Source organism: Corynebacterium sp. HMSC064E07, from assembly GCF_001815745.1.
In the GTDB taxonomy this organism is placed as follows: Bacteria; Actinomycetota; Actinomycetes; order Mycobacteriales; family Mycobacteriaceae; genus Corynebacterium; species Corynebacterium jeikeium_D.
This window is the reverse complement of record NZ_KV821809.1, coordinates 116,205-136,831: the sequence shown is the minus strand read 5'-3', so window position 1 is coordinate 136,831 and position 20,627 is coordinate 116,205. Positions and strand designations below refer to the sequence as shown.

18 protein-coding genes are annotated in these 20,627 nt (G+C 59.7%); 14 read left to right on the top strand and 4 right to left on the bottom strand.

What is annotated here, in order from left to right:
• The first annotated feature begins 3 nt into the window (after nucleotides 1-3).
• The 9 genes from HMPREF3053_RS03460 to HMPREF3053_RS03420 all read left to right on the top strand — a co-directional run bounded on the left by HMPREF3053_RS03460 (nucleotide 4) and on the right by HMPREF3053_RS03420 (nucleotide 11,408).
• Nucleotides 4-780, top strand: a complete 777-nt coding sequence (locus HMPREF3053_RS03460) for a cell division protein FtsQ/DivIB (RefSeq protein ID WP_049170266.1) — start codon at nucleotides 4-6, stop codon at nucleotides 778-780.
• A 268-nt stretch (nucleotides 781-1,048) separates the two neighbouring features.
• Nucleotides 1,049-2,368, top strand: coding sequence for a cell division protein FtsZ (gene ftsZ / locus HMPREF3053_RS03455; RefSeq protein WP_049170267.1), 1,320 nt, complete (start codon nucleotides 1,049-1,051; stop codon nucleotides 2,366-2,368).
• Nucleotides 2,369-2,374: 6 nt separating this feature from the next.
• On the top strand, nucleotides 2,375-3,097 hold the full coding sequence (pgeF, locus tag HMPREF3053_RS03450; protein ID WP_070652765.1) for a peptidoglycan editing factor PgeF: 723 nt from the start codon (nucleotides 2,375-2,377) through the stop codon (nucleotides 3,095-3,097).
• A 122-nt stretch (nucleotides 3,098-3,219) separates the two neighbouring features.
• Nucleotides 3,220-3,741, top strand: a complete 522-nt coding sequence (sepF, locus tag HMPREF3053_RS03445; RefSeq protein WP_070767278.1) for a cell division protein SepF — start codon at nucleotides 3,220-3,222, stop codon at nucleotides 3,739-3,741.
• Nucleotides 3,742-3,804: 63 nt separating this feature from the next.
• Entirely contained in the window at nucleotides 3,805-4,104 is a 300-nt protein-coding gene (locus tag HMPREF3053_RS03440) for a YggT family protein (protein WP_048731166.1), read from the top strand.
• 398 nt (nucleotides 4,105-4,502) lie between these two features.
• Nucleotides 4,503-5,516: a DivIVA domain-containing protein gene (locus HMPREF3053_RS03435; RefSeq protein ID WP_070767277.1), complete on the top strand. Its 1,014-nt coding sequence runs from the start codon at nucleotides 4,503-4,505 to the stop codon at nucleotides 5,514-5,516.
• A 420-nt stretch (nucleotides 5,517-5,936) separates the two neighbouring features.
• A complete protein-coding gene (ileS, locus tag HMPREF3053_RS03430; protein WP_070767276.1) occupies nucleotides 5,937-9,197 on the top strand; it encodes an isoleucine--tRNA ligase in 3,261 nt (1,086 codons plus the stop codon).
• A gap of 15 nt (nucleotides 9,198-9,212) precedes the next feature.
• Nucleotides 9,213-10,679 (top strand): DNA polymerase IV, encoded by a 1,467-nt coding sequence (locus HMPREF3053_RS03425; protein WP_070429553.1) that lies wholly within the window; start codon nucleotides 9,213-9,215, stop codon nucleotides 10,677-10,679.
• Between the two features lie 66 nt (nucleotides 10,680-10,745).
• The gene (locus HMPREF3053_RS03420) at nucleotides 10,746-11,408 is read left to right on the top strand and encodes a sugar O-acetyltransferase (RefSeq protein ID WP_016422989.1); all 663 of its coding nucleotides are present in this window, start codon (nucleotides 10,746-10,748) and stop codon (nucleotides 11,406-11,408) included.
• A 1-nt stretch (nucleotide 11,409) separates the two neighbouring features.
• Here the strand turns inward: HMPREF3053_RS03420 and HMPREF3053_RS03415 are convergent, their stop codons facing one another.
• Nucleotides 11,410-12,387, bottom strand: coding sequence for an asparaginase (locus HMPREF3053_RS03415; RefSeq protein ID WP_048734821.1), 978 nt, complete (start codon nucleotides 12,385-12,387; stop codon nucleotides 11,410-11,412).
• A 100-nt stretch (nucleotides 12,388-12,487) separates the two neighbouring features.
• Between HMPREF3053_RS03415 and HMPREF3053_RS03410 the strand changes: the two genes are divergently transcribed.
• Entirely contained in the window at nucleotides 12,488-13,255 is a 768-nt protein-coding gene (locus tag HMPREF3053_RS03410; protein ID WP_049190453.1) for a WKL family lipoprotein, read from the top strand.
• Between the two features lie 170 nt (nucleotides 13,256-13,425).
• On the opposite strand, the gene HMPREF3053_RS03405 is transcribed toward HMPREF3053_RS03410, so the two are convergent.
• Complete coding sequence (locus HMPREF3053_RS03405; RefSeq protein ID WP_246819365.1) at nucleotides 13,426-14,454, bottom strand: hypothetical protein; 1,029 nt, start codon at nucleotides 14,452-14,454, stop codon at nucleotides 13,426-13,428.
• 90 nt (nucleotides 14,455-14,544) lie between these two features.
• Here HMPREF3053_RS03405 and lspA point away from each other — a divergent pair, with 90 nt between their 5' ends.
• The 4 genes from lspA (at nucleotide 14,545) to rarD (ending at nucleotide 17,909) form a co-directional block, all read left to right on the top strand.
• Complete coding sequence (gene lspA / locus HMPREF3053_RS03400; protein ID WP_070429556.1) at nucleotides 14,545-15,114, top strand: signal peptidase II; 570 nt, start codon at nucleotides 14,545-14,547, stop codon at nucleotides 15,112-15,114.
• A 68-nt stretch (nucleotides 15,115-15,182) separates the two neighbouring features.
• On the top strand, nucleotides 15,183-16,094 hold the full coding sequence (locus HMPREF3053_RS03395; RefSeq protein WP_042389388.1) for an RluA family pseudouridine synthase: 912 nt from the start codon (nucleotides 15,183-15,185) through the stop codon (nucleotides 16,092-16,094).
• Entirely contained in the window at nucleotides 16,091-16,816 is a 726-nt protein-coding gene (locus HMPREF3053_RS03390) for a hypothetical protein (protein ID WP_049170281.1), read from the top strand. The genes HMPREF3053_RS03395 and HMPREF3053_RS03390 overlap by 4 nt, the downstream gene beginning before the upstream one ends.
• Nucleotides 16,817-16,940: 124 nt before the next feature.
• A complete protein-coding gene (gene rarD, locus HMPREF3053_RS03385; RefSeq protein ID WP_049193996.1) occupies nucleotides 16,941-17,909 on the top strand; it encodes an EamA family transporter RarD in 969 nt (322 codons plus the stop codon).
• Here the strand turns inward: rarD and HMPREF3053_RS03380 are convergent.
• Both HMPREF3053_RS03380 and HMPREF3053_RS03375 read right to left on the bottom strand, forming a co-directional pair.
• Entirely contained in the window at nucleotides 17,906-19,333 is a 1,428-nt protein-coding gene (locus HMPREF3053_RS03380) for a D-arabinono-1,4-lactone oxidase (protein WP_048734784.1), read from the bottom strand. The genes rarD and HMPREF3053_RS03380 overlap by 4 nt on opposite strands.
• Nucleotides 19,330-20,619 (bottom strand): alanine racemase, encoded by a 1,290-nt coding sequence (locus HMPREF3053_RS03375; protein WP_070706161.1) that lies wholly within the window; start codon nucleotides 20,617-20,619, stop codon nucleotides 19,330-19,332. Before HMPREF3053_RS03375 ends, HMPREF3053_RS03380 begins: the two co-directional genes overlap by 4 nt.
• Nucleotides 20,620-20,627: the final 8 nt, after the last annotated feature.

Genomic DNA, 20,627 nt, shown 5'->3' with positions numbered 1-20,627 from the left:
ACTGTGAAAACCAGCCGAAAGCAATCTCAGCAGACCGACGGTGCAGGCCGGGGCACAACAGCGTCGCGGCGTCGGCGTTCAGCGCGCGCCCCGCGACGCGGCTGGCTCATCGGCGGTGGCCTGGTCGCGATTATCGCCATCGTTGCAGCGGTGGTGTGGTTTTCGCCGTGGCTGGTTGTGAAAAACATCGATGTTGAGGGCGTCGTCCACGGGGATAAAGACGCGATTGTCGAGGCCAGTGGTATCTCCGAGAATCAAAAGCTCATTCGCTTGGACACGGATGCCTCAGCGCGCTCCGTGGCGGGGCAGCCGTGGGTCGATAGCGTGACGGTCAGTCGTTCGTGGCCGCAGGGCGTGACTATTTCGGTACGGGAATTCACCCCGGTGGTGTTTGTCCGTGCCACTGACGGAGAGCATCTGTTTTCCGCAAATGGTCAGGAGTTCGTCACGGCAGCCCCGCCGGCGGGTGTCATCGAGGTTGTTGATGCACCTCGCGTGGATGAGCCAACAGACGGCAAAGTTGACCCCGAACCGCGCGTTATCAAGGCGGTTTTGAACGTCGTCAAGGCGTTGCCAGAGCCCGTTGCACACCGTGTGGAGCGGATTAGCGCTCCTTCCGAGGCAGAAATCAAGCTATTTCTGACCGATGGATACGAGGTGTACTTCGGGTCCTCGGATAATGCGGCAGAAAAGGCACGCGCGACGGAGATTGTGCTGAACCGTGGCGAGAAGATTTGGAATGTCTCCAACCCCCGACTACCCGCTGCTAAGGGAGAGTAGAGAATGGTGGTGTCTGGAGTGATTTCTGTGGCTAAACACTATCCCTCAAGTGCAGGTTTAAGGTAGCGACACGCGCTAAAAGGTCGCTGAATTATTTGCAGTTTTCGACCACAATGGGGTCAACAGCTTTTCGGCCATGATGCACTTCTTCCGTGCGGTGTCATGGAGAGCTGTACTGCCCGGCGGTGCCAATGCTGTCGTGCGGCCCATGTGCAACGTGGCTAGATGAAATTATTTAGGACCTATAGGAAAGGGCGAGAAACGCGCAATGACCTCCCCGAATAACTACCTCGCCGTTATCAAAGTCGTCGGTGTCGGCGGCGGTGGCGTCAATGCTGTCAACCGCATGATCGAGGAGGGGCTGAAGGGTGTCGAATTTATCGCAGTCAACACCGACTCGCAGGCCCTGATGTTCTCCGACGCTGATGTCAAGCTCGACATTGGGCGTGAGGCAACTCGTGGTCTGGGAGCTGGCGCTAACCCCGAGGTTGGCCGCACTTCCGCGGAAGACCACAAGGACGAGATTGAAGAGACCCTCAAGGGTGCCGACATGGTCTTCGTTACCGCAGGTGAGGGCGGTGGAACCGGTACCGGTGCAGCTCCGGTTGTCGCGAGCATCGCCAAGAAGTCCGGTGCCCTGACCGTCGGCGTGGTAACCAAGCCGTTCGACTTCGAGGGCAAGCGCCGTGCACGCCAGGCCGCTGAGGGCATTGAAACCCTCAAGGAGGTCTGTGACACCCTTATCACCATTCCGAACCAGCGTCTGCTGCAGATTGGTGAGCAGGATCTGTCCATGATGGACGCGTTCCGCTTTGCCGACGAGATTCTTTACAACGGTGTCCAGGGTATTACTGACCTGATTACCATTCCGGGCATGATTAACGTCGACTTCGCCGACGTCCGCTCGGTAATGGCTGAGGCTGGCTCGGCTCTGATGGGCGTTGGCTCCGCACGCGGCGACGACCGTGTGATGAATGCCGCGACTCAGGCCATTAACTCCCCGCTGCTGGAGTCCACCATGGATGGTGCACAGGGTGTGCTTATTTCCGTCGCCGGTGGCTCCGATCTCGGCCTGATGGAGGTCAACGCCGCCGCGTCCATCGTGGAGGAAAAGGCTGATCCGGATGCCAACATCATCTTCGGTACCATTATCGACGACAACCTCGGTGACGAAGTTCGCGTCACTGTGATTGCTACCGGTTTTGAGCAGGGTAACGGCAACCCGCTGGACAAGCCAGCCGCAGGTGCCGCTGCACGTCCGGCTGCACAGGATGCCGAGGCGCGTCCGGCCGCTGAGCAGGCACCGCGACAGGGCAGCGCACTGCCGGGCGGTGACAACCTCGGCGCTCCGGCCCCGCGTGCGGAGGAAGAGCGCCCGGTCGCACAGCCGCGCGAGCGTGAGGATCGCGACCGCTTTGTCCCGCGCACCAACCCGAACAGCGGTGGTCTGTTCACCGATAACCCGACACCGCGTACGCAGGAAAACCGCACCTACCGTGGTGCTCACCGTTCCGAGGGGCGCGATGACCGCGACGACCGTCGTGGCGGCTACCAGGCTTCCAGCGACCTGCCGGAGTGGGGCTTCTAAGAAATCATGACTGAATCCCGCCGCAGCCGAAAAATTCTGACGAATCGGCGCGGCGGGTTTTCGCTGCCACCATATGATTCCTTCAATCTTGGAGATCATGTCGGCGATGACCCGTCCGCAGTCGAACGCAACCGCCAGCGCTTGGCCGATTCTCTGGGAATCGACCGTGCCCGCTTCGTCTATATGGAGCAGCTTCACACCAACACGGTCACCGTCGTCAACGAACCACAAACTGAGCCTGTCCCGGCCACCGACGCCATCGTCACGACCACGCCGGGTCTCGCGCTGGTAGTACTCGTTGCCGATTGCGTTCCCGTCTTGCTTTCCGACGATCATGCGGGTGTCGCCGCTGCGGTACACGCGGGGAGGACCGGCGCCCGCAACGGAATCGTTCGTAAATCTGTCGAGAAGATGATTGAGCTCGGTGCCACGCCCGAGAATATCCATGCGCTTCTCGGTGCGGCGGCTTCTGGCCACAATTACGAGGTGCCTGAGTCGATGGCCGATGACGTCGATAAGCATTTACCCGGAGCGAAGACGCGAACGAAGCAGGGGACTGCCGGTGTCGACGTGCGCGCCGGCCTGATGCGTCAGCTCTATGACCTCGGTGTACGGCATGTCAATGTCGAGCCCAGCTGCACTATTGAAAATGAGCAGTACTTTTCCTACCGGCGGGAGGGGAAGACTGGCCGTCAGGCGGGCATCGTAATCCTGCCCGAGCAGGGCTAAGTTTCAAAGTTGTAATTTTGGCGCGCCAAATTTGCGCGTGTCTATGCGATATTGCTGACCCAGCCGGTAGGTTGTGGGTAGCACAGACTTAAATTCGCACACTAAGAAGGACGTAGCAGAAGATGGCTGATTTCTTCCGTGGGGTTTCAAATTTCTTCGGTCTTACCCCGACTGATGACGCGGCTTACGACGAGCACTACGACGACTTTGACCGCCGTGACGAGGAGCGTTTTGATGACTCCTATGCCGACTCGCGTCGTGCGGAGCGCCACCGCTACGAGCTGCGCGAAGAGGCTCCACGTGAGACTGCAAGTGTGAACTCCCGCGAGGAGGACTACCGCTACGGCAACCTGCACTCCGTTGCTGAGACCAAGGAACCGGAGCAGGTCTTCATCAAGCCGGAAAGTGGTTTCCAGGACAAGTACTCCAAGGCTCCGGACATCGGTTCGCACTTCCGCGACGGTGACATTGTCACCTTCGATCTGAGTGAGCTTGACCCATCTGAGGCTAAGCGCTATGTCGACTTCGTTGCTGGACTGGTTTTCGGTCTGCGCGGTCGAATCAAGGCTGACGGCTCCGTGTTCACCCTGTACCCGCATGGCTGCGATGTCAACGAGGGCCAGTTCGACCGGATGTCTGGCTAGTCAGCCGGCTCGCATGGCCTGTTAGTGTTTCGTATTTCGATTAATTAGCTAGACTGTTTATTCGTGTCTTCACTACTGCTAGTTCTGCTAATCCTGCTGAAGCTTTTCACCTATCTGCTGTTGGCTCGCATTGTGATTGAAATGATTCAGTCATTTTCTCGCTCTTGGCGACCAGGCAGGGTGTTTTCGTCGATTGGCGAAGTTGTTTTTGTCATTACCGACCCGCCGGTGAAGCTGTTGCGCCGACTCATCCCGCCTATGCCGATGGGCAACGTGATGGTGGACATGTCTGTGCTTGTTTTGTTCTTCATCCTTATGATTCTGCGAATGGTGCTGCAGGTAGCTCTCGGCGCAGTGGCGTAAATATCGCTAACTGTTTGCTTGGTGTCCACAATGTGGATTTCGGTGGAGCTGTGTTGTTTTGGCTGTCCCGAATGTGATGTTCTCGGGCATTGAATTGCTGCCGGGGGTGTTAATCGGGGGCAATAATAGGAACCCGTTGGGGAATGTAATCCCCAACGGGTTTTTGTTGTGTCGGGGGTAAAGTTCTGTGGCTAAAGGTGCAGGGTAAGGGCGAGGTTTAATGTTTTACTAGAACTTTGCCACTGGTTAGAACGTGGGGGATAGAGTCCTGCCCAAAATAAATGGGGTGAGGACTGTGACTAGAGCAGGTAGGATTGGCCGGGTAAACAGTACTACTGGAAATAATTCTCTTAAGATTTCTTAAGAACTGTCCGCTCAAAGTGTTAGGGGAACTCACCATGCCGTTGACTCCGGCTGATGTGCATAATGTGGCTTTCAGCAAGCCTCCGATTGGCAAGCGTGGTTACAACGAGGACGAGGTCGATCAGTTCCTCGACCTCGTGGAGGACGCACTGGGTGAGCTCCAGGATGAAAACGCTGAGCTGCGCCAGCGCGTTGAGGACCTTGAAGGTCAGCTAGAGCAGGGTGGCGGCGCAGACTATGCCGCTTCCGGTGCTGTCGCTGCGGCGCCGGCTGTCGATGAGGACAAGCTGCGCAAGGAAATTGAGCAGGAACTGCGCGCTGAGTACAACGAGCGCCTGAGCGCTCAGCAGCAGGAGATTGAGGCTCACTACCAGGATCGTCTGGATGCTCTCGAGAAGCGTGCTTCTGAGGCAGAGGCTTCTGCACAGCAGGCTTCCTCCGCATCTGCGGAGCAGCCGCAGGCAGTTGCAGCAAGCACCGGCACTGAGTCGCAGGAAGTTAGCCTCCGCGCTGCTCGTATCCTGCAGGCTGCTCAGGACACCGCTGATCGCGTCACCACTGACGCCTACGCTGAGGCCAACAAGCTTGTCACCGAGGCTCGTGAGAACGCTGACCGCACCGTGGCAGAGGCCAATGAAGAGGCCGAGCGCACTATCACCAACGCTCGCAACGAGGCAGACGCAACTTTGGCTGATGCCAAGGAGCGCAGTGAGCAGCTGCTGGCTGATGCCCGCAACGAGTCTGAGTCGACCCTCACTGACGCTCGCCAGCGCAGCGAGCAGATGATCAGCGACGCAGACGCTCGCTCTAACGCCACCATCACCGCAGCGCAGCAGAAGGCAACCGCGCTGCAGGATGATGCAGAGCGCAAGCACCACGAGATCATGACCACCGTCAAGGAGCAGCAGACCGCTCTGGAGGGTCGCATCGAGGAGCTGCACATCTTCGAGCGCGAGTACCGCACCCGCCTGAAGACCTTCCTGGAGTCCCAGCTGGACGACCTGAACTCTCGCGAGTCGGCTGCCCCGGCCGACGGCTACAACAACTAATTACGTAGCCAACACGTAGAAAACCACCACGCTCGGCTCCCCAGGGAGGGGAGGCAGAGCGCGGTGGTTTTTGCTATCTTTCCCTGCGAACCAATCGCATTCTTTGTTCCGGTCAGGGTTGTAGTAGTTGCCTGAGACACTGCTATACTGACACCCATACGCGCAATGAGCCGGCCATCACCGGGGAGCGTTTCGGAAGAACAGTCCAGTAGAAAATGGGCCCAGTAGAACCGAACGGTTTGGCACCGTTACAAAGCCTTATTAAATAAGCGGGCTATCGCGTGAAGCCGCATGGTTCTTGTTCGCAAGAACCGTCGTAAAGCGTGATGCCAAGCGGGGTGGTACCGCGCGAGACTCCTTTTCAGCGTCACCAGTAACAACGCTGAAGGGGCTAGGCATGCGTCCCCGTGGTGAGTATTAATGATGTTCGACCACGGAAGTGACGTAGAAACGGTGTCTAATTCGAACGATGTAAATGCCTCTGCTGAGGCCACTCCGGCAGGTGGCGCGTATCCGCGCACTGCTGACTTTGGTAAGTACACCTCCAGCCCGGAGTTTCCGGAACTGGAGGAAAAGGTTCTGGAGTACTGGGGCAAGGACAGCACTTTCCAGGCCTCTATCGATCAGCGTAATGGTGCTGACGAATACGTCTTTTATGATGGCCCGCCGTTCGCCAACGGTCTACCGCACTACGGTCACCTGCTGACCGGTTACGTCAAGGACATTGTTCCGCGTTACAAGACCATGCGTGGCTACCAGGTTGGTCGCGTCTTTGGCTGGGACTGCCATGGTCTGCCGGCGGAGCTGGAGGCAGAGAAGCAGCTCGGTATTAAGGACAAGGGCCAGATCGAGGAAATGGGTCTGGCTAACTTCAACAAGTACTGCGCTGAGTCGGTGCTGCGGTACGCGGGCGAGTGGAAGGAATATGTCACTCGTCAAGCGCGTTGGGTTGATTTCGACGGCGGATACAAGACCATGGACATGAGTTACATGGAGTCCGTGATTTGGGCCTTCAAGGAGCTCTACAACAAGGGCCTGGTCTACCAGGGATTCCGCGTGCTGCCGTACTCCTGGGCAGAGCACACCCCGCTGTCCAACCAGGAGACCCGCCTGGATGACTCCTACAAGATGCGGCAGGACCCGACTCTGACCGTGACCTTCCCGTTCACCGGCGCCAAGGCAGGCTCGGCAGCGGAGAAGACGCTGGCGGACAACCCGGTGCTCGCTGACACTGCAGCTATCGCTTGGACCACCACGCCGTGGACGCTGCCGTCCAACCTTGGTCTGGCCGTGAACCCGAAGGTCACCTACGCCGTAGTTAAGGTCGGCGAGGATTCCTCCGTGCCGGAGTTTGCAGGTAAGACCTTCCTGCTGGCAGAAGCGCTGATTGGTGCCTACGCCAAGGAATTGGGCAAGGAACACGAGGTCGTGGCTACCTTCGCTGGTGCTGACCTGGAAGGTCTGACCTACCAGCCGATCTTCGACTACTTCGCAGATCACCCGAACGCTTTCCAAATCATGGTGGCCGATTATGTCACCACCGAGGACGGTACTGGTGTGGTCCACCAGGCGCCGGCCTTCGGTGAAGACGATATGAACACCTGTAATGAATACGGCATTGATGTCATCATTCCGGTGGACATGGACGGTAAGTTCACTTCGCAGGTGCCGGAGTACCAGGGCAAGTTGGTCTTTGACGCCAACAAGGACATCATCCGTGACCTGAAGGCCGCTGGCCGCGTCGTCCAGCACCGCACCATCGAGCACTCCTACCCGCACTCCTGGCGTTCGGGCGAGCCGCTGATCTACATGGCACTGCCGAGCTGGTTTGTGTCCGTTACCAAGATCCGCGAGCGCATGGTGGAGCTCAACCACAACGAGATTGAGTGGATGCCGGAGCACGTCCGCGACGGTCAGTTCGGCAAGTGGCTCGAGGGCGCACGTGACTGGAACATCTCCCGTACCCGCTACTGGGGATCGCCTATTCCGGTGTGGGTTTCCGACAACGACGAGTACCCGCGTGTCGACGTCTACGGTTCCCTCGATGAGCTGGAGGCGGACTTCGGCGTTCGCCCGACCACACTGCACCGTCCGGAGATTGACGAGCTGGTTCGCCCGAACCCGGACGACCCGACCGGTAAGTCCATGATGCGCCGCGTCCCGGATGTCTTGGATGTCTGGTTCGACTCCGGTTCCATGCCGTTTGCGCAGTTCCACTACCCGTTCGAGAACAAGGAGTGGTTCGAGTCCCACGCACCGGCCGACTTCATTGTAGAGTACATCGGCCAGTCCCGCGGCTGGTTCTACCTGCTTCACGTCCTGTCGGTTGCACTGTTTGACCGCCCGGCGTTCAAGAAGGTCGTCGCCCACGGCATCGTGTTGGGCGATGACGGCAACAAGATGAGTAAGTCCAAGCGCAACTACCCGGACGTCAACGAGGTCTTCGACCGCGACGGCTCCGACGCCATGCGCTGGTTCCTCATGTCCAGCCCGATTCTGCGCGGCGGCAACCTGATTGTCACCGAGCAGGGCATTCGCGAGGGCGTGCGCCAGGCGCTGCTGCCGATGTGGAACGCATACTCGTTCCTGCAGCTCTACGCTTCCAAACCGGCCGAGTGGTCGGTAGACTCCGACAACATCCTGGACAAGTACATCCTGGCCAAGCTTGCAGCAACCGTCCGTGCTGTTACTGAGTGCCTGGACAACACTGACATTGCTTCTGCCACCGATGAGGTCCGTCAGTTCTGTGACGCACTGACCAACTGGTACGTGCGCCGCTCCCGCGACCGCTTCTGGGCCGGCGATGTCAAGCACCCAGAGGCCTTCAATACCTTGTACACGGTGCTGGAGGTTCTCACCCGCGTGGCTGCTCCGCTGCTGCCGATGGCCACCGAGGTCATCTGGCGCTCGCTCACTGGCGGCCGCTCGGTGCACCTGGAGGATTGGCCGGACGTCGACAAGCTGCCGACCGATGACGAACTCGTTGAGTCCATGGACATTGTCCGCAATGTCTGCTCGGCAACATCGCGCATCCGCAAGGCCAACCAGCTGCGTAACCGCCTGCCGCTGAAGAAGCTGACCCTGGCATTCCCGGATGCCGAGCGTCTGCGTGAGTACACCGACATCGTTTCCTCCGAGGTCAACGTCGACAAGGTGGAGTTCACCTCCGACGTGGACTCGGTGGGACGATTCGAGGTCTCCGTCAACGCTCGCGTGGCCGGTCCGCGCCTGGGTAAGGACGTCCAGAAGGTCATTAAGGCTGTGAAGTCTGGCAACTATGAGGTTGTCGACGGCGCGGTTGTCGCCGATGGCATTCCGCTGCAGGAGGGCGAGTACACCCGCAACCTGGTCGCGATCTCGCCGGATTCCACCGCTGAGGTCGACGGCGTCAATGGCCTGGTTGTGCTCGACACTGAGCTCGACGAGGACCTGGAGTCCCGCGGTTGGGCCGCTGACCGCATCCGTGGTCTGCAGGATGCCCGCAAGAACGCTGGCCTTGAGGTCACCGACCGCATTTCGGTGAAGTTGCAGGTGCCGGCCGAGCGTGAGGAGTGGGCCAACCGCCACGCTGACCTCATCGCCCGCGAGGTTCTCGCAACCGCTTTCGAGGTCGTCGCTGGCGGAGAGTCGCTGAGCTACGACGTGGCGGACGGCTGCTCGGCGGATATTGCCAAGCAGTAGGGGAGAGTAATCTCTATGCCGACTTCCGGGCGGTGGGTTCTGCACATCGACATGGACGCGTTCTTCGCGTCCGTCGAGCAGCTCACCCGCCCGACTCTGCGCGGGCGGCCAGTCCTCGTCGGCGGACTGGGCGGTCGAGGTGTGGTCGCCGGTGCCTCCTATGAGGCCCGCGCGTACGGCGCGCACTCGGCTATGCCGATGGCTCGCGCACGTCGTCTCATGCCACCGACCGCAGTGACGGTCAGCGCGCGCAAGGGCATCTACGGGCCGGTGTCGCGCCGCGTGTTCTCTGTAATCCGCGAGCGCGTGCCCGTGGTCGAGCAGCTCAGCGTCGACGAGGCTTTCATGGAACCCGAAGAGCTTCAGGGAGCCTCGAAGGAGCAGGTCATTGCCTGGGCGGAGCAGCTGCGGGCAGATATCCGGCGGGAGACCGGCTTGGCTTCGTCGATAGGCGCGGGCGCGGGCAAGCAGTTCGCGAAAATTGCGTCAGGCCTGGCGAAACCCGATGGCGTGTACGTGCTGGACCCCGCACGCAATCACGAGCTTCTACACCCATTGCCGGTAGAGAAGCTCTGGGGTATTGGCCCTGTCACCGCTGCGAAACTGCACACGCTGGGTGTGGAGACGATCGGTGATTTTGCCGCCATGTCCCAGCGCGATGTCGAGGTTTCGCTGACATCCAAAACCGGCGTGATGCTGTGGCAGCTGGCGCAGGGGACAGATGATCGGCCGGTTAAGGAGCGCGATGTCGCCAAGTCGGTATCGGCGGAGTACACCTATCCTGAGGATTTGGAGTCGCAGGCCCAGCTCCACGCCGCCGTCGATCGCGCGGGTGAGTCCGCTTTTCGACGACTCAAAAAAGATGGCCGTGGTGCCCGCACCATCACTTGCAAGGTGCGTCTGTCTGACCTGAGCATCCATACCCGATCTGAGACGCTCGCCTACGCCACACAGGATTTCGACACCCTTATGGCAGTGGCGCACCGAATCGCGTTCACGCCCGCGGAGGTCGGCCCAGTGCGACTGGTGGGCGTCGGTTTCTCCGGGCTGGATTCGCACATACAAGAAGTCCTGTTTCCTGAGCTCGACCGCGCAATCACCGTCGAAGATCGAGTACCAGCACCTGCGCTTTCCGACGCTCCCGCCGGCCTGGTCGAGCTATCTGGAACCGGTGCGTTGCCGACCGTTCGGCTTTCCGACTCCAAGTGGGCACCCACCTCGGACGTACACCACAGCGAGTATGGACATGGTTGGGTGCAGGGTTCGGGGCACGGGATTGTGACTGTCCGCTTTGAAAGCCGCACCAGTGGCCCCGGGCGCATGATCACACTGAAGGAGGACGACCCGGAGCTGCGTCCGTGCTCCGCGGTGTGCAGTTTGGACTGGCCGGAGTGGCTGGCATCCGACGAAGCAGCAGCTCTCGACTTGCCGCAACCTGAACGGGAAAGCGAAGACGAACTCGGCCCCGACGCGGATGCTTGATATGGCTGACTGCCTCAGTGCCGTTCGCGGCTCTCTGTTTATGCGCTGTCCGTAAACTGGGGCACTATGACTACCGCATCCCGCATTGCAGAGCTCGAGGCAGCTCGCCGCGCCTCGTTGCGCAACACCGATCGAGATCCGAATCCGTCGACCACACTTCCCGACGACGGTCTGGATAACCGCCAGCGCATGCTGAACGGTCAGTGGTATATCGCCGATCATCCGGAATCACAGGCTCTGAACGTGCGAATTGGCCAGGTGGCCGCTGAATTTGAGGTCGCATTCCGCGAAGACCAGCAGGCAGCACAGCAAGTGCTAGCACCGGCACTGGGGTCTTTCGGAGAGAGCAGCACCGTTCGCCCGCCGATCTACCTGGACTACGGCGATAACATCCACATCGGCGACAACGTTTTCATCAACTTTGGGCTCACCGCACTTGACGTGGTGAAGGTGACAATCTGCGACTATGCGCAGCTCGGGCCCAACGTACAGCTGCTTCCACCAGTACACCCACTGGGAGCTGAGGCCCGCGCCGCTTATCTAGAGTCTGGAGATGAAATCATCATCGGACGCAATGCCTGGATCGGTGGCGGAGCCATCATCCTGGGCGGTGTTCACGTCGGCGACAATTCTGTGGTCGCCGCGGGTGCCGTGGTGACTAAGGACGTTCCCGCGGGCGTAGTTGTGGCTGGAAACCCGGCGAAAATCATCCGCATCATCGAGGCGTGAATTAGAACAGCGTCTGCGGATGCACATTCGCAGCCAGCGCGGCGGCGAGAATGATGCGCGCCTGCGGTGCATGCACGCAACCAGCGCTAATCACACCGTGCCGAGCCAGCGTCGCACCGCCACCGGCACCGCCGTAGGCGGCGTGGACATCACCGCGCGGAACGCGCGTTGCCATCACGACGGTCACATCAGCCGCAATGGCCCGGTCAATGGCAGCGGCAAACTCATCGGAGACATTGCCCGACCCCAGGCCCTCTACGACAATGCCGCGTGCACCGGCGGCGACTGCCGAATCCAGCAGTGATCCATCTGCACCCAAGTAGGCGGGGATAATCTCTACCTTCGAGCCCGCCAAAGCCGCCAGAGGCAGCGGATCTGGACGAACCGGCTCCTCCGGTGCATTAGTGGCAAAAGCCAAAGGATCGGTTGTGTGCCACTTCGTCGCACCTCGTACCGGCAAGACTGCGTGGCCAAAGACAATAAGAACGCCAATTCCCTGCGCAGAGGCATCGGAAGCAATGGTCACGGCCTCAAAGAGGTTCCCCGGTCCGTCGGTTTCCGGATGATCATAGGGAAGTTGTGCACCAGTAAAGACAACCGGACGCGAGTCAGCATGGAAAATATCGGCAGCCATGGCCGTTTCCTCCATCGTGTCCGTGCCATGAGTTACGACGACACCGTCCACGGAGTCGTCGTCAAGCACTTCGTGAATAGTGGCGAGAATACGGTCAACGTCGGTGAACGCGAGATTCGACGAGTCCAGCATCCCGAGCTCACGAACCTCCAGCTCTAACATGCCCTCTGGATAACGCTGCGCGACCGCTGCGACAAGCTCCGTGCCCGAGATGGTCGGGGTTAGCGCACCGCTGCGATCCGTGGTGCAGGCGATGGTGCCGCCGGTGGTGATGACAACGATTCGGCGAGGGGAGGCCGTGCTAGACGAGGCCGAGCTAGCCGGGGAATGATCCTGAGTCGACATGTCCACCATCTTACCTAGGCGATGTTTTGGCCTTGTGTAGGATTATGGAAGGCGTGAAGCCAGCGAATCTTCATGCAGATTTTATTGGAGTAGTGCACATATGAAAGTCCCCTGCAACCAGCGCGTTAGCGGAATGCGTTGGCGCACAGCGCGTGGTGTGACAGTAGCGGCGATGGTCTCGGTCAGCGCACTTGGGCTAGCTGCCTGCGGTGGTGGCAATACTGCAGCGCCGACGACTGAATCGAAGACATCCAGCTCGGCGGAACCCGTCATCATGCTGCCGACGCGCGCAGAGCTTAACGACGTCCTCGCACGCCTTATCAACCCCGATTTACCTATCGAGGAAAAGGCGCTGACCATTGAGGACGGCGATACTGCCGGCGATTTCTTCGACATTGTCACCAATAGTGCCAATGAGCAGGAAATCAGCTTTGATGTCATTGATCCGATCACGCCCGGCTTCACGACGAAGCAGGCCGTAGCCGGTGTCAATATCCTCCGCCCGGAGGAAGATCCGATGCTCGTGGATCAGGTGGACTTCATTTACAGGGATGGCCGTTGGATGCTGAGCAAGGAATGGGCCTGCAACCTGGCGTCGACGCTTGATCCGGAGCACAAGCCGGGGTTCTGTCTCGCGCCGGGCGAAACCCCTCCGCCGCCGCCTGAGCCGGAGGAAGAAGCCCCAGTTGAAGAGGCTCCGGTTGAGGAGGCCCCAGCACCGGTCGAGGAGCCAGCCCCGGCTCCGGCGCCCGAACCACCCGCTGAGGAAGTTCCGCCACCCGCGCCTGAACCGCCGGCTGAGGAGGTCCCGCCACCGCCAGCTCCGGCTCCGGCGGAGGACGCGCCTCCTCCACCTCCACCGGCTTAGGTGCCGTTGGCCCAGGCATCACAGCCTAGTCCGGTCGGGTGCACTGGGCAGACAAAAGAAAGTGTCTAGGTTTATGACAGTTCCGCCCATTTTTTGGGAAGAAAAGTGACATAAACCTAGACACTTTCTCGTCTTCTAACCTTGCGCTGGCCAGAGCTATTTCTTCTGGGCTACTTCTTCGACCCGCTGCCGTCCTTAAACTCCAGCCCGCGGTGCGTCTGCTGAGTGATGCGCACATCGGAGTTGCCGTCGCCGTAGGTCACGGAGGTCACAAAGTCGATGTTGCCCTTCATCGGAAGCGGCTTAGTCAGGTCGATGGTGACGCGGTCGGCAAGCATGTCAGTCGTGGCCTCGACAACCTTCAGTGCACCCTCGCCGCCAGTGTCCAACTCCGTGACGGTCGGCACCTGCTTGACATCGACCTTCAAATTAACAATGTCGCCCGCACGGCTGAGCAGGGTATAGGTCACCTTCTGCGTCATCGCGGTCTGGCCTTCGACCTCGCTTTCGACCGTCCAGGTTGCATCCTTTCCGATGTCCTCGGAGGGGAAGACGATAGGTACGGAATGCAGCTGTTGCAGCGCCATCTCCACACCAGCGCGAGCGGTGTCGGTCGCCTTCTCCGGCGCTCCCAGTTTGAGTTCCTTGACCTCACCAGTGGCCGTTGTTGACCAATCAGAGATAAAGCCCTGCGCGGTCGCGATATCCTCATTCAGCTCATCGTTGGAGCCGTGTGGCTTACCCACCTCTGACGTCACCACACGAGTATCGTTATCGCTGGTAACAGTGCTGGTCAGGGGGATTTCCAGGCGGGTGTCCGGGAACGTCTGGTCGCTATTGGCGTTTCCGCCACGCTGCGCGAAGCCCTGCGTCACCGCCACGGTCGACTCCTGCTCTGCACCGTCGTCCTTCCAGCGCACGCTCGCCAGCTCACCGCTACCAGCACTGGTCAATTCGACCTTGGGTTGTGCAACGTCCACGGGTTGTGTTTTCACCGAGCTTTCCGACGAGCACGCGGCCAGTGACACCACAGTGGTAGCGGCAACAACAGCGGTGCCGACCCTCGCCAGCAAGCCACGCTTGGTGTGACCAGGTTGGTCGCTGCGGCTAGGTCGACGGAACCACGAGGAGGTGGATTCTCCTGCACGTCGTAAAGCAGAGGAGGCCGGAACAAACTGAGATTGGAAACGTCGAGTCACACCGGTTAGCGTACCGGTTTCGCGGTGGATAGGAACCACCCGGGCGGTGTCAGTTGGCTGAATATGGGTTTGTTAGGCCATTATGGGACAGTGACTAAGAAGGAAACGAGGACATATTTCCCGCGGCGGGGGATTCTCGCTGTGGTTATTGTGTCAGTTGCGATCATTGATCAGCTGACCAAGATTATCGCTTTGAAGACTCTCGATGGCCGTCCTGCGGTGCAGGTGATCGGCAATCTCTTCGAGTTGCGGCTCGTTTTTAACCCTGGTGCGGCCTTTTCCTTTGGCACGAACGCCACCTGGGTTTTTACCACGTTGCAGCTGGTTTACATCCTGGCTGTGATGTGCTTTTCCCATTGGCTGCGCAGTCCTATATCGGCGACTGCAGCGGGGCTTATTGCTGGTGGTGCGCTGGGCAACCTCATCGATAGGCTGTTTCGGGAACCCGGTTTCTACGTCGGCCACGTCGTCGATTTCCTGTCGGTTAAGGGTTTTGCCGTATTTAATATCGCGGACTCCGCGATTACAGTGGGCGTTATTATCCTCGTTATCTGGATGGTTTTTTCCAAGGAGCCGGATCTCTTCGCTGATCAGATTGCAGCGGAGAAGAAATCTTCCCAGACGGATCAGAAGCAGTCGGCGGAGGGAGGACAGCAGTGAACGACAATGCAGTAAATACCGGTGCAGCACTCGGGGGAGCGCACCAGCCCGACCGAGAAACCCGGCAGATGCCCGTTCCACCGGGCTTGGCCGGTATGCGGGTAGACGCCGGTGTGGCTAAGTTGCTGGGGCTCTCGCGCACAGCGGTGGCTGATTTGGCAGCGGCCGGGGACATCACGGTCGATGGCGTGAGCGTTGGTAAGTCCGACCGATTGGAAGAAAACGCTTTCCTCTCTGTGTTGTTGCCGCCGGTGGAAAAGCCATTGGTTCCCAAAGAGGAACTCGTCGAGGGCATGGACGTGCTCTACCACGACTCCGATTTGGTGGCTGTTCACAAGCCTGTCGGTGTGGCCGCACATCCGTCAGTCGGTTGGGAAGGCCCAACGGTTATCGGCGGACTGGCGGCTGCTGGTTTCCGCATTTCTACCTCCGGTCCGCCCGAGCGAAAAGGCATCGTGCATCGCCTCGATGTTGGCACCTCTGGCGTGATGGTTGTCGCCTGCTCCGAACGGGGCTACTCCGTGCTCAAGCGGGCGTTCAAAAACCGTGAGGTGTCCAAGACCTATCACGCTCTGGTTCAGGGGCATCCGGATCCGCTGTCGGGGACAATTGATGCGCCGATTGGCCGTCATCCTTCGGCGGGTTGGCGCTTTGCCGTCCGCCAGGATGGCAAGCATGCTGTGACGCACTACGAAACGCTTGAGGCCTTCGCCCCAGCAACGCTGCTGAAGGTGAATCTAGAGACTGGGCGCACGCACCAGATTCGCGTGCACTTCTCTGCGCTGAATCACCCATGCTGCGGCGATCCCATGTACGGTTCCGATCCGGCATTGGCCAAGCGCCTGGGGCTCAACCGCCAGTGGCTTCACGCGGTCTCGCTTGGTTTCCACCATCCGGCAGATGGGCGCTGGATGGAAATCGAATGTCCATACCCAGATGATTTGAACCACGCATTGGAAGTTTTGAGGCAGAGCGCATGACGCAGACCCCATCGGGATCCAAGAACCCACCACGCCGTGAAACTCGTGCGAAAAGCACTGGTGACGGCAGTATTTCGCCAGTGATGGCACTGATTTCTGGTTTCTGTGTTGTCGTATTGGTGATTGTTTTAGCAGTCGCTTCGACCTCCGATCGGGTAAGCAAGCCGCAAAATCTCAACGGCGATGCGCTCGGCCCGGACCCGTGGGAAGCAACCGAGCAGTACGTAGAGCGTGCCGACGAGTCCCTCGCGAATATGAAGAAAGAGGACTACCGGCTAAAGACCGGCCAGCCAGTCGTGGAGGACCCGAAGTTCTGGGCGATGGTGACTTTTGACCGGCTGCTCGATGCGCAAGAAGCGGCACAGGTCTATGAAAAAGAGCCCTCTCTGCGAGTATCGACTGCAATCATCGGCGGTGTGAGCACCCGGTATTTGCCGCAGCCGAGTAAAACAGCTAGCGAAGAAAAGCTGCTGCAAGATCAGCTGGAGTTAGCGGCTGCTTACGCAGACGTCGCGATTGACGACGAACGGCTCGGCTTCAACGGTTTACTGGTCTATGGTGACGCTGAATCGTTGATGGATGTCAAGAAAATGCCCGATGTGAAAGCTGTCGAGGCGCTGCCGTCAGATGCGGCGCGTGGCCGTTTTGGTATTCGCCCGGTGCTGAGTTCCGGCTTCACGGATAAAGATCCGCTCTTTGCGCCAGGGCTGAGCCAGAACTAAGCGGCCAGAACTAATAGAAACCAGAACTAAGTGTCCTAAATCCAAACGACTAGGATGAAGCGGCTAGAACTCTGCCGCCAGTACGCAGTCAGTTTCAACAAGAACGAAAAGGAGTCAGTCAACAGTGATTCAGGCATTCGGTGCGTACCTTTTGTGGGCGCTGTTTCCGCTCTATTTCCCCTTGCTGGAACCAGCAGGGGCCGTAGAGATTTTGGCGCACCGATTCGTCTGGACCCTTGTCTTTATGGTCATTGCCCTCAGCTTCATGCGCGCATGGCCAGAGCTGAAGGCCGCGAGTGCCAAGACCTGGGGCACTATTTTTATTGCCGCACTGTTGATCTCCGTCAACTGGGGTGTGTACGTCTACCTGGTCAACAATGGGCAGGTGGCGGAGGCCGCGCTCGGCTACTTCATCAACCCGCTGGTCAGCGTTTTGTTGGCGATGATTTTCTTCCGTGAAAGCATCTCGCGGTTGCAGCTCGGCAGTGTCATCCTGGCAACCATTGCGGTCATTGTTCTCACAATTGGTGTGGGACATCCGCCGTTGGGTGCGCTGGCGCTGGCGTTCAGTTTCGGTTTTTACGGACTAATGAAGAAGCGGGTATCGCTTTCCTCCGCAGCTTCGCTGACGGCCGAGTCCGCCGTAATCACACCGATTGCTCTGGCCTACATCCTCTGGTTGACCTACAACGGGCAGAGCACGTTTAGCTCCGAAGGAACAGGCCACACGCTGCTCATGATGAGCGCCGGTGTTGCTACCGCCATTCCGTTGCTGCTCTTCGGCGAAGGTGCCAAACGCCTGCCGCTGGCCACCTTGGGTCTGATGCAGTACCTCACTCCGGTTCTCCAAATCACCCTGGCAGTCACTGTGCTGGGCGAGCAGCTCGAACCGGAGCGCTGGATCGGGTTCTTCATCATCTGGGGTGCCGTCGCGCTGTTCATCTGCGACCTCATCTTGAAGATGCTCCGGCAGCGTCGGGTTCGCCGGGAACTCCGCAAGGCCGGTGTTGAACCGGCCGCGGTTTCCGACGATGCCGCTGACCAGGCGGATGGGGCGGTTACCCGGGACGTCGTAAAGCCGGCAGATAATTAGCAGAAAAGTTCGCGCAGGTGCTCGTTGAGGAAGATTCCCTGCGGGTCGACCTTTTCCCGTAGTGCCTGGACCTCGCCGAACAGCGGATAACGTTCCGCGAAATCCTCCGCGCGAAGCGTGTGCAATTTGCCCCAGTGCGGGCGACCTTCGTGGGCCTTGAAAATCGGCTCGATGAGGTTGAAGTACTCTCGATAATTTTCCTTCCAGTAGCGGTGGATGGCGATGTAGGCACTGTCGCGACCGTACGCAGTGGATAGGGCCACATCATCGGCTTTCGCGGAGCGCACCTCGATGGGGAAGGAGACTTTCATCCTCTTGCGGGCAATCGCGTCGCGGATTTCCCCGAGGACATCGGAAGCGGCCTCGAGCGGGACGGAGTACTCCATCTCGGAAAAACGCACTCGGCGCGGCGAGACAAAGACCTTGTGCGCCTCATTGGAGTAGCTGCGCTCTGGCACGGTGTTGGTGGCAATCCGGTTGATGGTATCGGTCGTAGCGGGAATGGCCTTAGCAATCTCGCAGCACGCCAAGAGTCCCATGTTGTTGACGACTTCGTCGTTAAGATACGTACGCGCGCTGCCCAGGCGCTGCTTCAGGCTATTGCGGCTCGGGCGGCGGTGGCGCTGCGGTTCAATGCGAGTATTGTGCTTGACCAGCGTCTCGCGCTGTCCCGGGAACCAGAAAAACTCCAGGTGGTCAGCTTCTTTGCAGCGCTCGGCGAAACTCTTGCGCAGGGAATCAAACTCTTCGCGGTGCTCGTCGGCGTGCAGATCAAACGCTGGCACGACGGACATCGTGACCTCCGTAAGCACGCCGAAGACACCCAGTCCCAGCCGTCCGAGGCGGTAGAGCTCGCCGTCGATTCCCTCAGCGTCCGGATGGCAGTGCCTGACGACGCCATCCGCGGTGACAATCTTGAATCCTTTCACGGTGCCTGCGAAGCCGGTGAATCCAAGCCCGGTGCCGTGTGTGCCAGTAGAGATAGCACCGGCCAGCGACTGCGGATCGACATCGCCCTGGTTGGGAAGTGCCCAACCGAGCGGGCGCAGAATACCTGGAGTGTCGCGCAGGCGAGTGCCGGCACGCAGCGTGGCGGTCTGGTTGGCGGCGTCGAGTTCGACCAGACCAGAGCAGCGGTCGAGTTGAATGCGGTGCCCATCGGTGGTGGCCACGGAAGTAAAAGAATGACCGGCCCCTAGCGGGCGCACCGTAGTTCCTTCGGTCTTCGCCGCTTTAATTACCGAGATAACGCCCTCATCATCGTGCGGCTGATGAGTGTAGGACGGGGTGCACGATTGCGTGTGCGCCCAATTGCTCCAATGAGAGTTGGCGACGGCTTTTGCCTGCGCACGCCGACGTACGCGTGGTACGCGGGACTCAACTGTAGAGACTGTGAAGCGGGCGTTGTTGCGTGAATTGCTCATGTGAAGATCAATCCCTTTCCTCGGTACGTGGGCCAGTGGGCGATGATGGCGCCATCTCGAACTGCAATGACTTCTTGTGTGTGCTCGGCTATTTCGCCGGCCTTGGCGTGGCGGAACCACACGGGATCTCCCAGCGAAATTGCGTCGGCGGTCTTGCCGAGCAGCGGAGTCTGCACCTCACCTGGTCCTTCCTCTGCCGCGTAGCGCAGGCCAGTGGGGTACCAGGGGGTTGGCAGCCGGTCAGCTCCCGCCGGTCCAGAGGCAATTCGACCACCGCCGGACACCGTGACCACGCTCTTCTTAGGGCGTCGCGTCGCCGGCAACACAAACCAGGACGCCGGGCGCAGATTGAATGCGCGATAGTTATCGAAGAGGGTTGGTGCCAGGAACCCCGACCCCGCCGCTGCCTCGGTGACTGCGGCCTCGGCGCACGTCGACTCCAGCGACCCCGTGCCACCACCGTTGACAAACTCCAGCGGCCCCGCCACTTTCTCGACTGCAGCGACAACCTTCGCGCGGCGCTTTGCCAATTCCTTCTTTGAGACGGCCTGCATCACTCGAATTGCGCGCGCACGCAGGGAGTTTCCGGCATCGCCCACTCCGGCAATGTGTCCCTCATACATCATGATTCCGGCCAGCTGCAGCTCCGGGTGGGCAATGATCTGCTTGGCAAACGCCGCTGCCTGCTTCGGCGAGAACAGGCTTGAGCGCAGCGTACCGATATGCACGCCGGGGAGGGGGCGAAAGGATGCGTCGACGTCCATGCACACGCGGATTGGCGCATTTTCGCTTGCCGACGACGCCAGCGCCTCCAGATGCTCGGGACGGTCAACCATGACGCAGATGGCGGCACGCGCTGCATCATCGTCGGCAAGCTCTGAGATAGCGCGGGCGTCAAGTGTTGGGTAGGCGACGACGATGTCGTCGCTAATGCCTTCTCGGAATAGGTACAGCGCCTCTGCCAGTGAATATGCCAGCACGCCCTGGAAACCGGGGAAGGCCAGGACGTGCGAAATAAGCTGTGGAATGCGAATCGATTTCGAGGCCACGCGGATAGGCATCCCGTTTGCACGGCGGAGCATATCGCGGGCATTGGCTTCGACCGCCGCGAGGTCGACGACGACTGCAGGAAGGGAAGTGCAGTTAAGCAGCGTGTCGGTAGCTAGTGGCGGGCGGGCTGTCTGGGGCGTCTGTGGCGGCAGCGCTTCAGGCAGGTGAGACATCGATGTCGGAGCCGGGCGGGATGTGTCCGAGGACTCCGGGGCAGAAGCTCGAGAAAGTTTCATGCCCTAAA